At 65.6% G+C, this 16,626-nt stretch carries 17 protein-coding genes, 1 tRNA gene and 1 pseudogene; 13 read left to right on the top strand and 6 right to left on the bottom strand.

Going from position 1 to position 16,626, the window contains the following annotated elements; translation table 11 throughout:
• Positions 1-101 precede the first annotated feature (101 nt).
• Genes QTH86_RS03465 through rng form a run of 8 tightly spaced genes read left to right on the top strand, consistent with a single transcriptional unit; the run spans position 102 to position 6,947 of the window.
• Positions 102-827, top strand: a complete 726-nt coding sequence (locus QTH86_RS03465) for a YebC/PmpR family DNA-binding transcriptional regulator (RefSeq protein ID WP_286646053.1) — start codon at positions 102-104, stop codon at positions 825-827.
• A complete protein-coding gene (gene purD / locus QTH86_RS03470) occupies positions 824-2,113 on the top strand; it encodes a phosphoribosylamine--glycine ligase (protein ID WP_286646052.1) in 1,290 nt (429 codons plus the stop codon). The genes QTH86_RS03465 and purD overlap by 4 nt, the downstream gene beginning before the upstream one ends.
• Complete coding sequence (gene hemF, locus QTH86_RS03475) at positions 2,110-3,027, top strand: oxygen-dependent coproporphyrinogen oxidase (RefSeq protein ID WP_286646051.1); 918 nt, start codon at positions 2,110-2,112, stop codon at positions 3,025-3,027. Before purD ends, hemF begins: the two co-directional genes overlap by 4 nt.
• A complete protein-coding gene (nadD, locus tag QTH86_RS03480; protein WP_286646050.1) occupies positions 3,018-3,647 on the top strand; it encodes a nicotinate (nicotinamide) nucleotide adenylyltransferase in 630 nt (209 codons plus the stop codon). Before hemF ends, nadD begins: the two co-directional genes overlap by 10 nt.
• Positions 3,647-4,333, top strand: coding sequence for a ribosome silencing factor (gene rsfS / locus QTH86_RS03485; RefSeq protein ID WP_286646049.1), 687 nt, complete (start codon positions 3,647-3,649; stop codon positions 4,331-4,333). The genes nadD and rsfS overlap by 1 nt, the downstream gene beginning before the upstream one ends.
• The gene (rlmH, locus tag QTH86_RS03490; RefSeq protein ID WP_286646048.1) at positions 4,330-4,797 is read left to right on the top strand and encodes a 23S rRNA (pseudouridine(1915)-N(3))-methyltransferase RlmH; all 468 of its coding nucleotides are present in this window, start codon (positions 4,330-4,332) and stop codon (positions 4,795-4,797) included. The genes rsfS and rlmH overlap by 4 nt, the downstream gene beginning before the upstream one ends.
• Complete coding sequence (locus QTH86_RS03495) at positions 4,794-5,399, top strand: Maf family protein (protein WP_286646047.1); 606 nt, start codon at positions 4,794-4,796, stop codon at positions 5,397-5,399. Before rlmH ends, QTH86_RS03495 begins: the two co-directional genes overlap by 4 nt.
• 21 nt (positions 5,400-5,420) lie before the next feature.
• Positions 5,421-6,947 carry a ribonuclease G gene (gene rng / locus QTH86_RS03500; RefSeq protein ID WP_286646046.1) on the top strand — a complete coding sequence of 509 codons (1,527 nt, stop codon included), beginning with the start codon at positions 5,421-5,423 and terminating at the stop codon, positions 6,945-6,947.
• A gap of 117 nt (positions 6,948-7,064) precedes the next feature.
• On the opposite strand, the gene msbA is transcribed toward rng, so the two are convergent.
• Together msbA and QTH86_RS03510 are read right to left on the bottom strand one after the other, a co-directional pair.
• Entirely contained in the window at positions 7,065-8,849 is a 1,785-nt protein-coding gene (msbA, locus tag QTH86_RS03505; protein ID WP_286646045.1) for a lipid A export permease/ATP-binding protein MsbA, read from the bottom strand.
• 58 nt (positions 8,850-8,907) lie between these two features.
• Positions 8,908-9,090 (bottom strand): hypothetical protein, encoded by a 183-nt coding sequence (locus QTH86_RS03510; RefSeq protein WP_286646044.1) that lies wholly within the window; start codon positions 9,088-9,090, stop codon positions 8,908-8,910.
• On the opposite strand from QTH86_RS03510, the gene tolB reads away from it, so the two are divergent.
• From tolB to QTH86_RS03535, 5 genes are all read left to right on the top strand, one after another.
• Positions 9,089-10,330, top strand: a complete 1,242-nt coding sequence (tolB, locus tag QTH86_RS03515) for a Tol-Pal system beta propeller repeat protein TolB (RefSeq protein WP_286646043.1) — start codon at positions 9,089-9,091, stop codon at positions 10,328-10,330. The two genes, QTH86_RS03510 and tolB, sit on opposite strands and share 2 nt — an antisense overlap.
• Positions 10,331-10,353: 23 nt before the next feature.
• Complete coding sequence (gene pal, locus QTH86_RS03520) at positions 10,354-10,872, top strand: peptidoglycan-associated lipoprotein Pal (RefSeq protein WP_286646042.1); 519 nt, start codon at positions 10,354-10,356, stop codon at positions 10,870-10,872.
• Positions 10,872-11,624 carry a tol-pal system protein YbgF gene (ybgF, locus tag QTH86_RS03525; RefSeq protein WP_286646041.1) on the top strand — a complete coding sequence of 251 codons (753 nt, stop codon included), beginning with the start codon at positions 10,872-10,874 and terminating at the stop codon, positions 11,622-11,624. The genes pal and ybgF overlap by 1 nt, the downstream gene beginning before the upstream one ends.
• Positions 11,625-11,641: 17 nt before the next feature.
• Positions 11,642-12,454, top strand: coding sequence for a tRNA threonylcarbamoyladenosine dehydratase (locus QTH86_RS03530; protein WP_286646039.1), 813 nt, complete (start codon positions 11,642-11,644; stop codon positions 12,452-12,454).
• A 64-nt stretch (positions 12,455-12,518) separates the two neighbouring features.
• Positions 12,519-12,594 (top strand) — tRNA-Lys (locus QTH86_RS03535).
• Positions 12,595-12,746: 152 nt separating this feature from the next.
• Here the strand turns inward: QTH86_RS03535 and QTH86_RS27030 are convergent.
• From QTH86_RS27030 to QTH86_RS03550, 4 genes and pseudogenes are all read right to left on the bottom strand, one after another.
• Positions 12,747-13,841, bottom strand: a pseudogene (locus QTH86_RS27030) (tyrosine-type recombinase/integrase); the annotation flags it as partial.
• Positions 13,838-14,218, bottom strand: coding sequence for a helix-turn-helix domain-containing protein (locus tag QTH86_RS03540; protein WP_286646038.1), 381 nt, complete (start codon positions 14,216-14,218; stop codon positions 13,838-13,840). The pseudogene QTH86_RS27030 and the gene QTH86_RS03540, both read right to left, overlap by 4 nt.
• Positions 14,219-14,244: 26 nt before the next feature.
• On the bottom strand, positions 14,245-14,652 hold the full coding sequence (locus QTH86_RS03545; protein WP_286646037.1) for a hypothetical protein: 408 nt from the start codon (positions 14,650-14,652) through the stop codon (positions 14,245-14,247).
• A 524-nt stretch (positions 14,653-15,176) separates the two neighbouring features.
• The gene (locus tag QTH86_RS03550) at positions 15,177-16,376 is read right to left on the bottom strand and encodes a protein kinase domain-containing protein (protein ID WP_286646036.1); all 1,200 of its coding nucleotides are present in this window, start codon (positions 16,374-16,376) and stop codon (positions 15,177-15,179) included.
• Positions 16,377-16,626 lie beyond the last annotated feature (250 nt).

The raw sequence follows: 16,626 nt of genomic DNA on the forward strand, positions 1-16,626 counted from the left end.
AAAGCGTGCGCGCGCCCGGCCCGATGTGGCCGGGCGTTGTGTGCGCCGGACAGTAAACTCGCAGCTGCTTTGACAACACACGACAGCGAGAGAAGAAAGCCATGGCCGGACACAGCAAATGGGCGAACATTCAGCACAGGAAGGGCCGGCAGGACGAGAAGCGCGGCAAGCTCTGGACCCGTGCGATCCGTGAAATCACCGTGGCCGCCCGCGCCGGCGGCGCCGACCTGAGCGCCAACCCGCGGCTGCGGCTGGCGGTCGAGAAGGCCAAGGCGGTCAACCTGCCGATCGACACGGTCAAACGCAACATCGACAAGGCGACCGGCAACCTCGAAGGCGTCAATTACGAAGAGATTCGTTACGAAGGGTACGGCATCGGCGGGGCGGCGATCATCGTCGACACCATGACCGACAACCGGGTGCGCACCGTGGCCGAGGTGCGCCACGCCTTTTCCAAGCACGGCGGCAACATGGGCACCGAGGGCTCGGTGGCCTTCCAGTTCAAGCATTGCGGGCAGTTCGTCTTCGCACCGGGCACCGACGAGGACAAGGTGATGGAAGTCGCGCTGGAAGCCGGCGCCGAGGACGTGGTGACCGACGAGGACGGCGCCATCGAGGTGCTCACCGCGGTGGCCGACTTCGAAGCCGTCAAGAACGCCCTCGAGGCCGCAGGCTTGAAACCCGAGGTGGCCGAGGTCACCATGCGGGCCGAGAACACCATCGAGCTGTCGGGCGAGGAGGGCGCGAAGATGCAGAAGCTGCTGGACATCATCGAAGACCTCGACGACGTGCAGGACGTGTTCCACAACGCGGTGATCTCCGAATGAAGACACTGGTGATCGGCGGCGGCGGCCGCGAACATGCCCTGGCCTGGCGCCTGTCGCAGTCCGAGCGCGTCTCCAAGCTCTACGTGGCGCCGGGCAATGGCGGTACCGCGACCGACCGGCGCTTCGAGACGGTGAACCTCACCGACCCGGTGGCGCTGCGCGAATGGGCGCAGAAGGAAAAGATCGCGCTGACGGTGGTCGGCCCCGAAGGCCCGCTGGCCGCCGGCGTGGTCGACGAGTTCCGCGCCCACGGCCTGCGCATCTTCGGCCCGACGCAGGCGGCGGCACAACTGGAGAGCTCGAAAGCCTTCTCCAAGGCCTTCATGAAGCGCCACAAGATCCCGACGGCCGAGTACGAGGCCTTCACCGACGCGGCCGCGGCCCATGCCTATGTCGATGCCAAGGGCGTGCCGATCGTCGTCAAGGCCGACGGCCTGGCGGCGGGCAAGGGCGTGGTGGTGGCGATGACGGCGCAGGAAGCGCACGACGCCATCGATTTCATGCTGGTCGACAACAAGTTCGGCGTGGCCCACAACGCGGGCGGCGCGCGGGTGGTCATCGAGGAATTCCTGCAGGGCGAGGAGGCCAGCTTCATCGTCATGTGCGACGGCAGGAACGTCGCCGCCCTGGCCACCAGCCAGGACCACAAGCGCCTGCTCGACGGTGACGAAGGCCCCAACACCGGTGGCATGGGCGCCTATTCGCCGGCGCCGGTGGTCACGGCCGAGGTGCACGCCAAGGCGATGCGCGAGATCATCCTGCCGACCATCCGCGGCATGGAGAAGGACGGCATTCCGTTCACCGGCTTCCTCTATGCGGGGCTGATGATCGACGCTTCCGGCCAGCCCAAGACGCTCGAGTTCAACTGCCGCATGGGCGACCCCGAGACGCAGCCGATCATGATGCGGCTCAAGTCCGACCTGTTCGAGGTCTTCTGGCACGCCACCGACGGCACGCTCGATCAGGTCGAGCTGCAGTGGGACCGGCGCGTGGCGCTGGGCGTGGTGCTCGCGGCGCACGGCTACCCCGAGTCGCCGCGCAAGGGCGACCGCATCGCCGGCATCCCGGCCGAGGCGCCCGACGCGATGGTGTTCCACGCCGGCACGACGCTCGACAACGGCGAACTCACGACCAGCGGTGGCCGCGTGCTGTGCGTGACCGTGCTGGCCGACAGCGTGAAGCTGGCCCAGCAGCGCGCCTACGAGGTCGCGGCGCAGGTGCGCTTCGACGGCGTGCAGTACCGCAAGGACATCGGCTACCGCGCGCTGCACGCGCGCAACGGTTGATGCAGGCCGACCCGGCCGTTGTCGGCGACTACCTGCGCGGCCTGCAAGGGCGCATCGTGGGTGCCGTCGAAGCGGCCGATGGCGGCACGGCGGTGCGCGATGCCTGGCACAAAGCGCCGGGCGAAGCGCTGCAGGGCAGCGGCCTCACCTGCATCCTCGAAGGCGGCGCGCTGTTCGAGCGCGCCGGGTGCGGCTTCTCGCAGGTTCGGGGGCCCAAGCTCCCGCCGTCGGCCACGCAGCACCGGCCCGAGCTGGCGGGCGCGCCCTTCGAGGCCATGGGCGTGTCGCTGGTGTTCCACCCGCGCAACCCCTACGTGCCGACCGTCCACATGAACGTGCGCATGATCGCGGCACTGCCCGAGGGCGGCACGCCGGTCTGCTGGTTCGGCGGCGGCATGGACCTCACGCCGATCTACGGCTTCGAGGACGATGCGGTGCACTTCCACCGCACCTGCCGCGACGCCCTGGCGCCCTTCGGCGACGACAAGTACCCGCGCTTCAAGACCTGGTGCGACGAGTATTTCTTTCTCAAGCACCGCAACGAGCAGCGCGGCATCGGCGGCGTCTTCTTCGACGACTTCTCCGAACTGGGCTTCGACGACAGCTTCGCGATGCTGCGCGCGGTGGGCGACGGCTTTCTGCCGGCGTACATGCCGATCGTCGAGCGCCGGCGCGACACGCCCTACGGCGAGCGCGAGCGCGCCTTCCAGCTGTACCGGCGCGGCCGCTACGTCGAATTCAACCTGGTGTGGGACCGCGGCACGCATTTCGGCCTGCAGTCGGGCGGCCGCACCGAGTCGATCCTGTTGTCGATGCCGCCGCAGGCGAGCTGGGCCTACCAGCAGGTGCCCGCACCGGACACGCCCGAGGCGGCGCTGTACAGCGACTTCATCGTGCGCCGCGAATGGCTCTGAACCCGCCGCGGCTGGGTGTCTTCGGCGGCGCCTTCGACCCGCCGCACCGCACGCATGTCGCGCTGGTCGAGGCCGCGCTGGCGCAGCTTCGGCTGGACGAACTGCGCATCTTCCCGACCGGTGATGCCTGGCACAAGACGCGCACGCTCAGCCCGGCCGCCGACCGTCTGGCGATGGCCGAGCGGGCCTTCGGCGGCATCCCGCGGGTGGTGGTGGACCCGCGCGAAGTGCAGCGCGCCGGCCCGACCTACACCCTCGACACGCTGCGCGAACTCAAGCGCGAATTCCCGCAGGCCCAGCCGGTGCTGATCATGGGCAGCGACCAGGCGGCGGCCCTGCCGACCTGGCACGGCTGGCAGGAGATCCTGGCCATTGCTATTGTTTCCATAGCTGAGCGGTTAGAATCCGCCCGCTCCGACGGATCGGCGACCCGCTTCGATCCGCGGACGCTGCCCGGCCTGCCGGCCGGCGCGCGCTTCGAAACGCTCGAACTTCCCCCGATGGACACCAGTGCGACGGACATCCGTGCCCGCATTGCCCGCGGGGAGGACATCGCTGCGCTGGTTCCCCCTGCCGTTGCGCGCTATATTGACCAACACCACCTCTACGCCTCCGCCTGATGACCACTGAAGCCGCCGCCAAGAAAGACACCCAAAAACTCCAGCGAGCCATCGTCGACGGGCTCGAAGACGTCAAGGCGCAGGACATCCAGGTTTTCGATACCGAGCATCTCTCGCCGCTCTTCGAGCGGGTGATCGTCGCATCGGGCACCTCGAACCGCCAGACCAAGGCGCTCGCCTCCAGCGTGCGCGACGCGGTGCGCGAAGCGGGCTTTCCCAAGCCGCGCATCGAGGGTGAGGACAACGGCGAGTGGATCATCGTGGACTGCGGCGCCGCGGTCGCGCACATCATGCAACCGGCCATCCGCCAGTACTACCACCTCGAGGAGATCTGGGGCGACAAGCCGGTGCGGCTCAAGCTCGGTGCCACCAAGCCCGCCGCGGTGAGCGCCGACAGCAGCACCCCGAAGGACAAGAAGGCCGACAAGGCGGAGAAGCCTGTCACGTCGCTGCGCCGCGCGAGTGCTGCCAAGACCGCCATCCGCGCGGCCGAGCAGGAAGCCAAGGCCGAGAAGCTCAAGGCCAAGCCGGCCGCGCGAAAAACGTCCCGTGCGCCCGCACGCAAGACCAGCGCCTCGGGTGCCGCACCCGCCAAGAAGGTCCCGGTGAAGAAGATCGGCGCTCCCGCGAAGAAGGCCGCAGCCAAGAAGGCGCCCGCGCGCAAGACTGCTCCGCGCAGCAAATGAAGCTGCTGGTGGTCGCGGTCGGGCAACGCATGCCCGACTGGGCGCAGACCGCCTGGGACGACTACGCCAAGCGCTTCCCGCCCGAACTCAAGCTCGAACTGCGGGCCGTCAAGACCGAGCCGCGCGGCTCGAAGACACTCGACACGCTGTATGCCGCCGAGCGCGAGCGCATCGAGGCGGCCATCGCCAAGGGCATGCGCATCGTGGCGCTCGACGAGCGCGGCACCGCGCTCACCACCAAGGCATTGGCCACGCGGCTGCAGAACTGGCAGCTCGAAGGCGACGACGTGGCGCTGGTCATCGGCGGGCCCGACGGGCTCGACCCGGCCTTCAAGGCCGCTGCGCACGAACGCATCCGCCTGTCCGACCTCACCTTGCCGCATGCCATGGCGCGCGTGCTGCTGGTCGAACAGCTCTACCGCGCCTGGTCGGTCAATGCCGGCCATCCGTACCACCGCGAATGAGTGACCTGTTTATTTATCTGGCCTCGCAGAGCCCCCGTCGCGCCCAGCTGCTGGGGCAGCTGGGTGTGCGGCATGAACTGCTGCTGGCCACGCCCGACGAGGATGCGGAAGCCCTCGAAGCGGTGTGGCCCGGCGAGTCGCCGTCGGCCTACGTGCAGCGCGTGACCGGACTCAAACTCGATGCAGCCGTCACACGGCATCGCCGGCTCGGTCTGCCACCGGCCCCGATCCTCTGCGCCGACACGACCGTCGCCTTCGGCCGCACGATCCTCGGCAAGCCGGAGGACGCGCGCGATGCCGAACGCATGCTCGCGCAGCTTGCCGGCCGGACGCACCGCGTGCTCACGGCCGTCGCCGTGCAGCAGGGGCGCCGGCGCCACGCCGCGCTGAGCGTCTCGCGCGTGCGTTTCGCGCCCATGACCCGCGCGCAGATCGCCGGCTACGCCGCCAGCGGCGAGCCGCTCGGCAAGGCCGGTGCCTACGGCATCCAGGGCGCGGCCGCGGCCTTCGTCGAACACATCAGCGGCTCCTATTCGGGCATCATGGGTCTTCCGCTGTTCGAGACGGCCACGCTGCTGCGGCAGTTCGGCCTGAAGCTCTAAGCCCCCACGTCAGAGACACGCATGCAAGACATACTGATCAACTGGTCGCCGCAGGAGACCCGGGTTGCGCTGGTCGAGCATGGGGCCGTGCAGGAACTGCACGTCGAACGCACGCTCGAGCGCGGCCTGGTCGGCAACGTCTACCTCGGCAAGGTGTCGCGCGTGCTGCCCGGCATGCAGTCGGCCTTCATCGACATCGGCCTGGAACGCACGGCCTTCCTGCATGTGGCCGACATCGTCGCGCCGTTCACGCCGGGCTCGCGCCCCACCGCGCAGGCGCCGGAGCGGGATCATCGCAACAGCGGTGCCATCGTGCCGATCGAGAAGCAGGTGTTCGAAGGCCAGTCGCTGCTGGTGCAGGTCATCAAGGACCCGATCGGCACCAAGGGCGCGCGGCTGTCGACGCAGATCAGCATCGCGGGGCGGCTGCTGGTGTTCCTGCCACAGGACAACCACGTGGGCGTGTCGCAGAAGATCCCGCTCGACCAGCGCGAGAGCCTGCGCAAACGCATGCAGACGCTGATCGATGCCGCCGCGGCGGCCGACAGCGGCGGCGCGGTGCCGGCCAACACCGGCGGCTTCATCCTGCGCACCAACGGCGAGGATTCCACCGACGCCGAACTGGCCGAGGACATCGCCTACCTGCGCAAGACCTGGTCGCGCATCCGCGACATGTCGATGCGGCTCCCGCCGATGTCGCTGCTGCACCAGGACCTGAGCCTGCTGCAACGCGTGCTGCGCGACATGACCAGCGAAGAGACGCAGACCATCCGCATCGATTCGCGCGAGCAGTTCGACGTGCTGCTCAAGTTCGGCCTCGAATTCATGCCGCAGGCGGCGGGGAAGTTGCAGCACTACAAGGGCGAGCGGCCGATCTTCGACCTGTATTCCATCGACGAGGAGATCGCCAAGGCGCTGGGCCGGCGCGTCGACCTCAAGTCGGGCGGCTACCTGGTGGTCGACCAGACCGAGGCGCTGACCACCGTCGACGTGAACACCGGCGGCTTCGTCGGCGCCCGCAACTTCGACGACACCATCTTCAAGACCAACCTCGAAGCCGCACAGGCCATCGCGCGCCAGCTGCGGCTGCGCAACCTGGGCGGCATCGTCATCGTCGACTTCATCGACATGGCGCGCGACGACCATCGCGCGCAGGTGCTGGCCGAGTTCCGCAAGCAGCTCGCGCGCGACCGCGTGAAGACCAGCGCGGGCGCGTTCTCGCCGCTGGGACTGGTGGAGATGACGCGCAAGCGCACCCGCGAATCGCTGGCCCACATGCTGTGCGAGCCCTGCGCGGCCTGCGGCGGGCAGGGCATCGTGAAGACCGCGCGCACTGCGGCCTACGACGTGATGCGCGAGATCCTGCGCGAAGCGCGGCAGTTCACGCCGCGCGAGTTCCGCATCGTCGCGGCACCGCAGGTGATCGAACTGCTGCTCGACGAAGAGAGCCAGCACCTGGCCGGCCTGAGCGACTTCATCGGCAAGCCGATCTCGCTGCAGTCGGAGCCCGCCATGGGGCAGGGCCAGTTCGACATCGTCTTGTTATGACCACCCCGATGTCGTCTCACTTCGTGTAGCCGTCTTCCCCTCGAGGGGCAACACCAGCGGCCCGGCAAAGCCGGTTCCGCGGTGTTTCGCGAACAGAAATGGCGCATACGCGCCGAATCAAAGGGTAGGGGGCTGCCCAGGTGCCGCCGTGCTGACTGCCCGCGTCTGCAGCCGCGCATAGAGACCGTCGAGCGCCATCAGTTGCGCGTGGCTGCCCTGTTCGGCGATGCGGCCGCGCTCCATCACGACAATGCGGTCGGCATGCTGGATGGTCGACAGGCGGTGTGCCACGATCAGCGTGGTGCGGCCCTGCATCAGGCGCTGAAGGGCCTCCTGCACCAGCCGTTCCGATTCGGTGTCGAGTGCCGACGTGGCCTCGTCGAGCAGCAGCACCGGCGCGTCCTTGTACAGCGCGCGTGCGATGGCCAGTCGCTGCCGCTGGCCGCCCGACAGCTGAGTCGCGTTGTGGCCGAGCACGGTGTCGATGCCTTGCGGCAGTCCCTGCACATGGTCCGACAGATTGGCCGCAGCCACGCAGGCCAGCACGCGCTCGCGATCGATCCCGGCGCCGAGCGCGACGTTGGCGGCGAGCGTGTCGTTGAGCATCACCACGTCCTGGCTGACCATGGCGAACTGGCTGCGCAGGCTGGCCAGTTGCCAGCCGCCGACCTCGTGGCCGTCGACCGACACCTGGCCCGCGGTGGGCAGCACGAAGCGCGGCAGCAGGTTGACCAGCGTGGTCTTGCCCGAGCCCGAGGGGCCGACGAAGGCGACCACCTCGCCGGGTGCGATCAAGAGGCTGACGCGGTCGAGCGCCGGCGCCTCGTCCTCGCCGCGGTAGCGCACCTCGACCTCGCGCAGCTCGATGCGGCCTTCGGCGCGCGGCAGCGAGAAGCCGCCTTGCGCCTCCGACGCCACGTCGTCGATCAGCGCCACGCCACGCTCCAGCGCCGCCAGCCCGCGGGTGATCGGGTTGGCCATGTCGGCGAGCCGGCGGATCGGCGCGATCAGCATCAGCATCGCTGTGATGTAGGCGACGAAGCTGCCGACGGTCAGCCCTTGTTCGCTGCTCTGCCACAGCGCGATCATCACCACCACCGACAGTGCGACGGCGGCCAGCAGCTGGGTGAGCGGCGTCATCGCGGCGGAGGCGATGGTCGACTTCACGGCCAGGCGGTTGAGCGTCTGGCTGAGCCGGTCGAAGCGATCCGTCTGGCCGGCCTCGGCGCCGTGCAGCCGCACCATGCGGTGCGCCAGCACGTTCTCTTCGACCACATAGGCCAGGTCGTCCGTGGCGGTCTGGCCCAGGCGCGTGAGGTGGTAGAGCCGCTTCGACAGCACCTTCATGATCCACGCCACGCCGGGCACCAGCACGCCGACGATGAGCGTGAGCTTCCAGTTCAGGTAGACCAGGTAGAAGAGCAGGGCGACCAGCGTGAAGCCGTCGCGCGTGAGCCCCAGCAGGGCCTGCACCAGCAGCATGGACCCGGTCTGCACCTCGTAGACGATGGTGTTCGACAGGGTGCTGGCCGATTGCCGTGAGAACAGGGTGAGTTCGGCCGCGAGCAGTCGCTGGAAGAGCACGCGCCGCAGGCGCTGCATGCCCTCGTTGGCGATGCGCGCGAGCGCGTATTGCGAGACGAACTGCGCCAGGCCGCGCACCGCGAACAGCAGGATGATGGCGGCCGGCACCATCCACAGCGCGAGCTGGCCGCGAGTGAAGCCGCGGTCGAGCAGGGGCTTGAGCAGCGCCGGCATCAGGGGTTCGGTGAGGGCGGCGACCAGGGCCGCGCCGATGGCCAGCGACCACCACCGCAGCGAGCCGCCGAACCAGGACATCAGTCGGGCGAGGCGGCGCGTCAAAGGGGGCCGCGCGATATCGCCGGAAGGGGAAGGCTGCATGGCGGCGGATTCTACGGGTGGGTATTCCACCTCTTCTTTGTAGGACCACGCTGATGTATTAGGGCCCTGTCGCAAAATGCGGTTTGGCAATGTGTACCATCGCGGGTTGCCGACACCAGTGATCGATCCGTGAAACTTTGTCGCCGCGAAACTCTCCGAACTGCATGAAAAAGCCGTTGTCAGCATTTCCTTTGCCTTCTTCTTCATCGTTCAACGCCCGCCGCGCGCTCGTCGCGGCCATGGCGGCCTCCCCCCTGGTCCCCGCGCTCGCCCAATTCCGGGTCGAGGTGTCGGGTGTGGGCCTGACGCAGCTGCCGATCGCGCTGGCTCCCTTCAAGGGGCAGGACGCCTCGCCCCAGAAGATCTCGGCGATCGTGCAGGCCGATCTCGAACGCAGCGGCCAGTTCCGTGGGGTCGATGCGTCGGGCCAAGCCCTTGACGAGGCCTCGCGGCCCGACCTCACGCTCTGGCGCCAGCGCACCGCCGATTCGCTCGTGGTGGGCAGCGTCACCAAGCTGGCCGATGGCCGCTTCGACGTGCGCTTCCGCCTGTGGGACGTGGTGCGTGGCCAAGACCTCGGCGGCCAGAGCTACACCGTGCCCCAGGCCGACCTGCGCCTCGCATCGCACCGCATCGCCGACTATGTGTACGAAAAGCTGACCGGCGAGAAGGGCATCTTCTCGACCCGCATCGCCTACGTCACCAAGGGCGGCAGCCGCTACAGCCTGTGGGTGGCCGACGCCGATGGCGAGAACGCGCAAGCCGCGCTGGCCAGCCCGGAACCCATCATCTCGCCGGTCTGGTCGTCCAACGGCTCGCAGCTGGCCTATGTGTCCTTCGAGTCGCGCAAGCCGGTGGTCTACGTGCACAACGTGGCCAGCGGCCAGCGTCGCCTGCTGGCGAACTTCCGCGGCTCCAACAGCGCACCGGCCTGGGCGCCCGATGGCAATTCGCTGGCCGTCACGCTCAGCCGCGACGGCGGCTCGCAGCTCTACACCATCGCCGCGAGCGGTGGCGAGCCGCGCCGGCTCACGCAGAGCAGCAGCATCGACACCGAGCCGACCTATTCGGCCGATGGCAGCACGATCTACTTCGTGAGCGACCGCGGCGGTGCGCCGCAGATCTACAAGATGGGTGCCAATGGCGGCTCGCCGACGCGCGTCACCTTCAGCGGCTCTTACAACATTTCACCTTCTGTCAGCGGGGACGGCCGGTGGTTGGCCTACATTTCCCGCGTGGGGGGTGCCTTCAAACTGCACGTGATGGAGTTGGCGACCGGCAATGTGACCGCGATCACCGACACCACGGCCGACGAGAACCCCAGTTTTGCCCCCAACAGCAAGCTGATCGTCTATGCCACGCAGCTTGGAGGGCGCGAAGCACTGATGACCACCACGCTCGACGGCAAGATCAAGGCGCGGTTGGCCGGACAGGCCGGAGATATCCGTGAACCGGACTGGGGTCCGTTTCAGAAGCAATGATTAGATTAACTGAGGAGTCTGTAATGTTGAAACGCACGATTTATTCGCTGGCCATCGTGGCCCTGATCGCCGGTTGCTCGTCCGGTACCAAGCTGAACGACACCCCCGTGGTGGACCGTTCGGGCGGCGCCGGCCAGGGCAGTAGCGGCGCGGCCAGCGGCGTGGCACCCGTCACCATCGACCCGAATGCCGCCACGGCGCAAGGTCCTGTCGGCGTTGCACGCATCGTGTACTTCGACTACGACAGCTACACCCTGAAGCCCGAGTACCAGTCGCTCATCGACGGCCACGCCCGCTTCCTGAAAGCCAACCCGCAGCGCCGCATCTCGATCGAAGGCCACACCGACGAACGTGGCGGTCGCGAATACAACCTGGCCCTCGGCCAGAAGCGTTCGGAAGCCGTTCGCCGTGCGCTGAACCTGCTGGGCATCAGCGACAACCAGGTCGAAGCCGTGAGCTTCGGCAAGGAAAAGCCGGCCGTGTCGGGCAGCGGTGAATCCGTCTGGGCCCAGAACCGTCGCGCCGAGATCACCTACCGTTGATGGCACGCGCATTCGATTTGCGCCATGCGGCGCTCGCAGCGCTGCTGGTCTGCATGTCGGCCGGCGCCAACGCGGCGCTGTTCGAGGATGACGAGGCACGCCGCGCCATCCTCGAGCTTCGCCAGCGCGTCGAGGCGATGCGCGTGCAGAGCGAACAGCGGCTGACCGACGAGAACGGCCAGCTGCGTCGCAGCCTGCTCGACCTGCAGAACCAGATCGAAACGATGCGCGGCGACATGCAGCGCATGACGGGGCAGAACGAGCAGCTTGCGCGGACGGTGTCCGAACTGCAGCAGCGCCAGACCGACATCGACGACCGGCTCAAGAAGAACGAGCCGGCCAAGGTGGCGGTCGATGGACGCGAGTTCACCGCCGACCCGCGCGAGAAGGCGGATTTCGACGCGGCGCTCGGCGTGTTCCGCAGCGGTCAGTTCGCACAGGCGCAGACCGCCTTCGCCGAATTCGTTAAGCGTTACCCGCAGAGCGGCTACACGCCGTCGGCGCTCTTCTGGCTGGGCAATGCCCAGTATGCGACACGCAACTACAACGAAGCGATCGCCAATTTCCGCTCGATGCTGTCGCTGGCGCCCGATCATGCGAAGGCGCCCGAAGCGGTGCTGTCGATCGCGAACTGCCAGATCGAGCTCAAGGACACGCGCGCGGCCCGCCGCACGCTGGAAGACCTGACCAAGGCCTATCCGCAGTCCGAAGCCGCGCAGGCCGGCCGCGAACGTCTGTCGCGCCTGAAGTAATCGCAGGCGCTGCGCCCATGGATGCCGCGGCGCTCGCGCCTGTTTCCGCTCCCGAGCCCGACCTGGAACGCCGCTTCGGCGGGCTCGAGCGTCTCTATGGCGTGGCGGGTGCGCAAGCCATCCGCGGCGCACACGTGATGGTCGTGGGCATTGGGGGCGTCGGCTCCTGGGCTGTCGAGGCCCTGGCCCGCAGCGGGGTGGGGCGACTCACGCTGGTCGACCTGGACCACATCGCCGAATCCAACATCAACCGCCAGATCCACGCGCTCGAATCGACCGTCGGCCAAGCCAAGGTCGAAGCGATGCGCGAGCGCATCGCGCAGATCAACCCCGGTTGCCAGGTGCTGGCCATCGACGACTTCGTCGAGCCCGACCACTGGCTCGGCCAGGTGGCCATGGCCGAAGGCGCGAACGGGCCGCTCACGGCCGTCATCGACGCCTGCGACCAGGTCCGCGCCAAGGTGACGATGGCCGCCTGGGCACGGGCGACACGCATTCCCTTCGTCACCGTCGGGGCCGCCGGCGGCAAGCGCCTGGCGCACAAGGTCGAGATCGACGATCTCGCCCTCACCACGCACGACCCCTTGCTCGCGCAGGTGCGCAACCGGCTGCGCAAGCTGCACGGTGCCCCGCGCGACGGCAAGAAGATCGGCGTGGCCTGCGTCTTCAGCCGCGAGAGCGTCGCGCCACCGGACGCCTCATGCGCCATCGAAGGCGACGGCTCGCTCAACTGCCACGGCTACGGCTCGGTGGTGAGCGTGACGGCCACCTTCGGACAATGCGCGGCCGGGTGGGTGCTGGACAAAATCGCCCTTCGGGCCACGCTATAATCGTAGGCTTTGCCGGCGTCGACACACCGGCAAGACCCAGGAACATCGACAACAAGATCGATCCGGGACGTTAGCTCAGTTGGTAGAGCAGCGGACTTTTAATCCGTTTGTCGTGGGTTCGACCCCCGCACGTCCCACCAATTTCTCCAAGTGAATCAATCACTTGGAAGCCCCCATGAAGTGAGTTGCTGACAGTGATTTGCTGCGGTGTGGGGGCTAGTGTGGGTGGGTGGCTATGCAGCCGTTCCATCACCTCCAGGGCCTCCTCGTGGACGGCGTCATCAGCAAGATGCGCATAGCGGGCTGTCATAGCGACGGACGCATGACCCAGCAGCTTCGAGACCTTTGCGAGACTCACCCCGGCCTGCAGCATGCGTGAGGCGAAGGTGTGCCGCAACGCATGCGGCGTCGCTCGATCACCTCCCAGGCCGTCCAGATGCCTTTGGATCGCTTTGGTGGCGTGACCTCGGCTCACGTCCTCACCGTCCCATGCACGGCCCCTGAGCTTCGGGAAGATCACGGTGAACCCCAGGTCCTTCATCATCTCGTGGCGGTCACGCAGCATCGTCCAGGTCCGCGATGGGAGGCGCAGCGTCGACTCGTTGTCCACCTTGCCCCGATACAGGTTGATCGTGCCGCGCTCTAAGTCGACCACATCCCATTTCAATTTGGCGATCTCGTCGTAGCGTGCGCCGGTATCCAGCAGGAATTGGCAGAGGTGCCAAGAGTCCAGCGCAGCCATGTCTCCCGGGTGGCGCTCGGACTCCAGCATCAGCCCGTCCAAGACCTTGCGCTCTTCCTCGACCGTTAGCCAGCGCATGCGCCCCTTGGTCTCAGGCAGCTTCAGCGAGGCGGCTCTGTTGTTGCGGGCGCTCCACTTGATGGACTGGGCGGGCATGGGGGCGCCAATGGATTCAGCAAAGCCCAGAAGGGACTGCAGCAGCGACATCTCGCGATTGATAGTGCCGGGCTTGCAGCCTTCATCCAGGCGCTTGCTCTTGAGAGTGGAGAGCATGGCTTGGGTGACTTCGTGGGTCTTCAGGTCCTTCGGGACGCCATAGCGGGCATTCGACACCTCGAACCACTCGCGGCCCCGCTGCTGCAGTTCGGACCCAAATAATTTCCGCACTCGACTCTCGTTGTTCCGATGGTCCTTGTGGGTGGCCTTGGACGCCGTGAGCCACGCCCGCGAGACTTCCCACATGGTCATGTGGTTGATGCCTTGCTCCTTGGCTGTGCGGCTCTGCTCGATCTTGGCGCGTTCCTTCATTTCGAAGGCGCGGGCCTTGTCTTTCTCGGTCTCGCCGGTGGAGCCCCGGTGACGTTCGCCGTGGGCAACAAACTCGAACTGATAGACCGACGATCCGGGGCGCAGGTAGACAGTCATTTCTTCTTCGCTTTCTTGGCGGCGGCGCTGTGTCCACCTGGGTTCGCTGCTGAGCCCTTGGGGATTGGCGGTAACCCTTCTTTCTCGAAAGGGTCCACGCCCGTCAGCATGGTGCTCACCTCTGGATGGCACCAATACAGGTACTGCATGGCGAAGTCCTTGGGCTTCACCTTGATAGCGCCTGCCCATGCCATGAGGTCAGGGGAGGGAATCAAAGAACGTCCCCGCTCAACCTGGGAAACCATGGACACGTAGGAGTGCCCCAGCAACTTCGACAGGTCCAACTGCGTGACCCCTGCGTCCTCCCTGCGGGCTTTCAGCCACTCCCCGAAACGCTGGCGCATCGTATGGGCGGTAGGGGAAAGCAGCGTTGCCATGGGACTCCTAGTTTCATTGACTCCCGTCAGTGTACGGTAGCTCCCAGGGCTGCCTCCTCCATCGCCTCCTTGGCGTCGATTGCTAGCTCGGCTCGCACCACGCGGCATGCAGCGGGACTGCCGTCCTGAACGTCTGTGAGCCAAGCGACCGCCTGACCATCAGCTTGTGCAATCCACATGGTCCAGGTACGGGGGCGGGTGGTCTTGCGGTTTGCACGGACGTGGAACGTGAAGCCCATCCGACTCTCTGCGTCCAGGAAATGGCTCTCGGCGTCGGCAAGGACCTCGGCGTATTCCAAGCGGGCCTCGGCTGGGTCTTGGTCCAGCCTTGGGCATGACTGCGCGTGATCCCAGAAGAATCGGGTGGCGCGGTTCAGCGACGCGATGGGGTTCATAGGTGCGGCGGTGGTCTTGGCAGTGGCTGCAATCTGCATGGAGTGCTCCTCGTTGAATGGTCAGAAGGGACTCGACGGAATCCGCTCTGATCACTCGCCGGGATCGGTGTGCGGTGTGGTTGCACAGCGCCCGGCAGAGAACTCGCGGGTCCCGTGGGTCCGGGCGAGGCCGCCTCTCGTGTCGCTATCCGGCAGTCAGAGACAGCCCGCCGGGTCCAAGCGTTCGAGGGCTGGGGTCACGCCCCGGGGCCTCGCCCCCGTACCGCATCGCGGTCTTCAGTGCTTCCCAGCATCGGTACTCGCTGACCCCTCGTAGCTGGCGCATCCCGCAACCGTATCGGTTGACTACGTGCGCAGGCCCGTCTGCGGGTCCGCCGATTCGCCCCTTCGTATCCGTGGACCGTCTGCGGGGCCGGTTTCGCAACCGACAGACGTATAGTCTCATGGACTCCATCAATCGGCAGCCGATAATCGAGTAGAACGTGGGGTCATTGACTCCACGTCTCGGGGTTCTAAAGATGGGGGTTGGCTTCTAACGGCCGTGCGCCAGAACGCTGTACAGCCTAGAACGGAATGTCGTCGTCCATTTCATCGAAGCCGGACTTGACATGCGGCTTCTTCGGCAGGGCATTAATGCGCGCGTGAAGATTTGCCTCTACGATATTTTTCTGCTCTTTGCTACAGCGATTCAAAAGATCTAAAAAATTACGAACTTGGTCTACCGGGAATGCCTGCTTGCTGTAATACATGTAGCCCCCGTCAATGAAGCATTGGATTACCAACGCACTGTCCTGGGCCGCTTGCTCCAGCATCATTGCCTTGTAAGACTCTTGAAGCTTTAGGTGAATGTCCTCAATACCAAAGCAGGTTGCGGTTGAATAAATCTTCGAAATTCTCGCCGTGAGAGTTCGCGTAAACGCGCGATAACATTCGACATCGTCTGATGAGAATTCAATAGATCTTGGTTTCCCGAGAATTTCTTGACGCACGTGCGAAAACGACTCGCTGCGCTTCTTTCTCGAGGGTTCAACCATTCGGCGCAGCACATCGGAATATTGAAAATGCGAAAGCTGATGCTTGTCGATCAGTTGTTCGAATAGTTTTCCGACAAAGTAGACCTCAGTGCAGTGGTCGTAGATTTTCTCGGCAAACTCTGGAGGAAGGGCACACCACCAGTTGAGCGAGATGCTCTTGTCGAAGTCGGCACTGTCTACAGCCTGTTTCCCAAAGCCGAAATCGATGATTTTTACAGCACCGTTTTCTGTCACCAGGATGTTCGTTGTCCGAATGTCGCGATGCAAAATTCTTTTGCTTTGAAGGTGGTCGAAGCCCTCGACTACTTGCGCAAAGAGACTGTTGATGTCTTCCGGATGATCCGCTGAATACGCATCAATGTCCGGGCCATTGATGTATTCCATGAATATGTACCCGGCAAATCGATCGGGATATAGCACGTAGTTAAAGACGCGCACTACATTGATGTGATGAAGCGCATGCATCAATTTTATTTCACGCACAAAATTTGAAAATAGGACCTCTCGCCAACGAATATCCGCTGGCGCATACTTCTTGCAAACAAAGTATTCGTCAATTGCCGCGTCGTGGAGCAGTACAGTTTGCCCGCAGGCCCCGCTTCCTAGTTCTTTTTCGAGGGTGTATCCACGGCCCTGCTGAAAGACAATTTTCTTTGAGTCCATAATCAAGCATTGGTTGTCTACTGTCAGTCTAAGCGCCACGCCCCGAAGCATGACGGTGTCTCGCACGGATCACCTCAAGATCACTAAAGTCCTGTGCAGGCCTGTGGAACTCCCTAGGTTCTTCAGGACTGTGCAGCCTTCGCTCGGCGTACATGCGGCTGCGCTCGGCGATCATCAGCTTGATCCCGTCAGGTCTGGGGCCATACCTGCGACGTAGGCCGCGCCTGAACGCTGCTAGCCGTTCTTTCTTGTCCCGCTCGGCCTCCCGGGCTGTTTGGAGCTCAGCCCGCTTCGCTTCATATGCCACGGGGCCCCC

It is taken from the genome of Variovorax sp. J2L1-78 (genome assembly GCF_030317205.1).
Classification (GTDB): Bacteria; Pseudomonadota; Gammaproteobacteria; order Burkholderiales; family Burkholderiaceae_C; genus Variovorax; species Variovorax arabinosiphilus.

Coding starts and splice junctions, on each gene's coding strand:
- rlmH (WP_286646048.1), top strand. CDS start 4,330: ATGAAGCTGCTGGTGGTCGCGGTCGGGCAACGCATGCCCGACTGGGCG.
- QTH86_RS03530 (WP_286646039.1), top strand. CDS start 11,642: ATGGATGCCGCGGCGCTCGCGCCTGTTTCCGCTCCCGAGCCCGACCTG.
- rsfS (WP_286646049.1), top strand. CDS start 3,647: ATGACCACTGAAGCCGCCGCCAAGAAAGACACCCAAAAACTCCAGCGA.
- nadD (WP_286646050.1), top strand. CDS start 3,018: ATGGCTCTGAACCCGCCGCGGCTGGGTGTCTTCGGCGGCGCCTTCGAC.
- tolB (WP_286646043.1), top strand. CDS start 9,089: ATGGCGGCCTCCCCCCTGGTCCCCGCGCTCGCCCAATTCCGGGTCGAG.
- QTH86_RS03495 (WP_286646047.1), top strand. CDS start 4,794: ATGAGTGACCTGTTTATTTATCTGGCCTCGCAGAGCCCCCGTCGCGCC.
- rng (WP_286646046.1), top strand. CDS start 5,421: ATGCAAGACATACTGATCAACTGGTCGCCGCAGGAGACCCGGGTTGCG.
- QTH86_RS03545 (WP_286646037.1), bottom strand. CDS start 14,652: ATGCAGATTGCAGCCACTGCCAAGACCACCGCCGCACCTATGAACCCC.
- QTH86_RS03465 (WP_286646053.1), top strand. CDS start 102: ATGGCCGGACACAGCAAATGGGCGAACATTCAGCACAGGAAGGGCCGG.
- purD (WP_286646052.1), top strand. CDS start 824: ATGAAGACACTGGTGATCGGCGGCGGCGGCCGCGAACATGCCCTGGCC.
- ybgF (WP_286646041.1), top strand. CDS start 10,872: ATGGCACGCGCATTCGATTTGCGCCATGCGGCGCTCGCAGCGCTGCTG.
- QTH86_RS03510 (WP_286646044.1), bottom strand. CDS start 9,090: ATGGCCGCGACGAGCGCGCGGCGGGCGTTGAACGATGAAGAAGAAGGC.
- msbA (WP_286646045.1), bottom strand. CDS start 8,849: ATGCAGCCTTCCCCTTCCGGCGATATCGCGCGGCCCCCTTTGACGCGC.
- QTH86_RS03540 (WP_286646038.1), bottom strand. CDS start 14,218: ATGGCAACGCTGCTTTCCCCTACCGCCCATACGATGCGCCAGCGTTTC.
- pal (WP_286646042.1), top strand. CDS start 10,354: ATGTTGAAACGCACGATTTATTCGCTGGCCATCGTGGCCCTGATCGCC.